Annotated in this window: 1 protein-coding gene and 2 pseudogenes; all 3 read right to left on the minus strand. The window is 44.9% G+C overall.

The features are described from left to right. Positions 1 to 284 precede the first annotated feature (284 nt). Positions 285 to 480, minus strand: a pseudogene (locus VOR_RS18625) (RNase H family protein); the annotation flags it as partial. Between the two features lie 124 nt (positions 481 to 604). Continuing rightward, entirely contained in the window at positions 605 to 1015 is a 411-nt protein-coding gene (locus tag VOR_RS0100535) for a DUF6392 family protein (protein WP_010317060.1), read from the minus strand. Then, positions 1016 to 3049, minus strand: a pseudogene (locus VOR_RS17580) (T6SS effector antibacterial DNase); the annotation flags it as partial. It abuts the gene before it with no gap.

The following is a 3049-nucleotide window of genomic DNA, read 5'->3' on the forward strand; positions in this document are numbered from 1 at the left end:
GTGGGATCATGGGGCGCATACCTTATATCAAATAGATGGCATATTTTTAGGATTTATGGGGTGTAAAATGGATTACTTTTAGTAGGGCAAACACACGCTGCCTCAGTCGTATAGAATACTGGCGTTAAATCATTTCGGGACAAAAATTTGCTAAAAGATAGGCTAGTCGAATGCCCGACCTCGCCCCCAAATCGCATCCACCTTCAGATATATGTTATCTAGAAAAACGCAAATAACAGGCAATAGCGGCTTGTTGGATTATGCTGACAAACCGCATTGTTACATCAATCGATATTGCTTCTAGCGGCATCAACGGCTAGCGAATCGGCTATTTCATTCGCTCTTACACCAGAATGAGCTCTAACCTTTTCGACTTCGATATATTTGTCAGAGCGCAGCTCATCGAACTGTCTACCACAAGCGTCGATTCTTAATCTGTTTTTTATCGGCTCTACGCCAGCATTTCTTCTTCCAACCATCACAATGCCGAAGGCTGTGAAGCCATCAAAGAAAAGTAATGCCACCAGCAGCGGTAAAAACGACAATGGGGAGCAATCATGCTCCCCATTATTTTTGTCTCAATACACCAGTTTGAAGGTATATGTTATCGATAAAAAACACTCTTGACCTTGGCAGAGCCAACCTCATATAAGACTTGAATAGCATGACCATTCACAGACTTGTACTTGTCCCAAGCTCCGACAACACCAAGTACTGGTACTTTTTTCTCTAACATCGACTCAACAGGTTTCCCCATCATCTGATGAACTAGTTCCTTGGATGAGATATTCTTTAAGTCGCCCATAAAGAAGTTAGGATTCGTGGCAACAATCAATTTTAGAACACTGTTGTTTGCGTCAAACTGAAACTCCAGCCCATTATCAAAAGCTCGAATGTAAAATTCTTCAGTGTAGCCGTCCATCGTCGATGGCACATTACCTGTTATTAATGCTGCAAACTTAGGGTTTTTCACAAGGTCTTGATAAGTGCAGCCTATAAAATCTAAATAGTTCATCTAATACCATCCGTTTGCTTTATTTAAGCGGTGGAGCTCTTCTCTAGCGCCCTCGAGTTGCTCATCAGTGTAGCCATTTTCTTTTAAACATGTCTTAATCGCATCAAAATTCGAATTTACTGCCGCCTCTAGATCACCTGAATCAACTTGCTGCTTTTCAAGTTTATTTCTTCCACCATATGTTTCACTACATTTTTGATGAATCTTTCTCGGGATCGCTACTCCAGCCCCTGAGTTAATAATTTCTTTCTTTTCATCAGCAGTTAAAGGACGTCCAAGCATTTCTTCCGCAGCTCTTAACAATGCCGCCTGAGATGGAATATGATCTATATCCATTCCATCCTTTTTACTTCTTGGCGCTAAGTCGCCATAAGTGCCTACTTCCAGTGGTTTTACCTTAGTCATTCCAGCATTACGCTTATTAAATACTAAGTACAAGGGGGACACGCCAGCATCAGCAGGGAAAGTCACAATATATTCGGCAAGATCGTCCTCAGGGTAAAGAACCGTGCCTATCTCTTGTTTATGCTCTTCAATCGGGCGCACCCAAATGTTGTGTACATCGAGCTGATCATTTTCGGGCAATACAGTATCAGGTGTCAGTACATCCGTTGAGCCATCCGGTGTCCATGTAATGGTAATTCCATTTTCTAGCTCAGCAACAAAGTGCTGTCCTTGTTGCACCGCCTCACGCTTCGCAACTCGATCACCATAGGCGCTACCCTCTCCCGTTTTGATGCCTACAACTTGCTGTTTACCATTCTCGTCCGTGTACATATTGAAACGTACACGCATCGTCGTGGTGTCATTATTCGCAAAATCTGGATTTCCGTCTGAGGTGCCATCCCCAAGCTGAGACGGCCATAATGCTGCGACTAGAAAGCCCCCCATTCGCGCAAAGCCTGCTAACGCTTCTCCTGAAATAGACCAAGTGCCTATAGTATTTGTCGTACTGGAGCTAAGAATGCCAAGGTTCGTTGCTGCACCATTTGTGGGGATCGCAAGTAGTGCAGCTTTACCATAATCGGTTGCTTTAGAAGCGGTGGTGATGGTGGTTAAGTTCGTGACGGGCAATTCTTTCTCGAACAGACTATCGCTGTTTATCACCTTAAACTGGGTTCCTGAGATAAGCGAGTCAGAGTAATCATAATGCGTGTTCGCCAAGCAGCTATAGGTGCAAGGGGAGAGCGGAGGTAAAGCGGTCGCTTTTTCTGGAGTGCTCTGGTTTTGTTCGACGGCCTTAACGGTCAGCCTATCCCCGACTTTCAATGACATAGGATCAGCGTTGTACTGCGAGTTCAAATCAAGTAATTGTTTCGCCGACAAGCCATATTGCTCAGCAATGGCTCCCCATGATTCTCGTTGGTTGGTTTTAGAGTCCGTCCTAACAGTATGCGTTCTGGTTTGCTCTCTGCTTTTTCTGTGTCTGAGGGTTGAGTGGTTTGCCTTTCAGCGACAGGTTGCTTGGGCACCGCAAGCAATTCGTTGATATCGAGCTTAATACCATGTTGCGCCAACCAGTCATCATTGATGTTGTCGAGCTCTTCTCGGGTAATTTGTTGTTCAAGATAAATCAGATGTTGGTTTTCAACGTCTTTACCTTCGAGCTTCCAATAAACCAGAATGGCACTTTGATAGACGTTGTAACCTTGCTCATCATTAAGCTGCTCGTGGGTGGAACGTGTGCCGTAGAATGCCCACTTGCCATTTCCAAGCAGCTTGTACTCTTGAACTAAGCGGCCATTGTAAAAATGGTAGTAGTAGCCTTCTGTCGGTAAACCCAAACGCTCACCAAGCTGCACCGAAGGAACGACAGGAATAAAGGCTTCTCGTACGACACCAGAGCCTATCGGCTTGACCTGTACGCTCTCTGGAACGCCAATGCCCATAGAGCTAGAAGCCACTTTCACGACCAGCTTTTTAGGCTCATCAAATGCGGTATGGGCGGTATATTTTGTACCGTGATCGGTTCGCTCGCTTTCCCAACGACCCACTACAGGCTCTTGTTTGGTTTTTGCCAACTCGAATGCACAA

The sequence above is a fragment of the Vibrio ordalii ATCC 33509 genome (assembly GCA_000257205.1).
Lineage (GTDB): Bacteria > Pseudomonadota > Gammaproteobacteria > Enterobacterales > Vibrionaceae > Vibrio > Vibrio ordalii.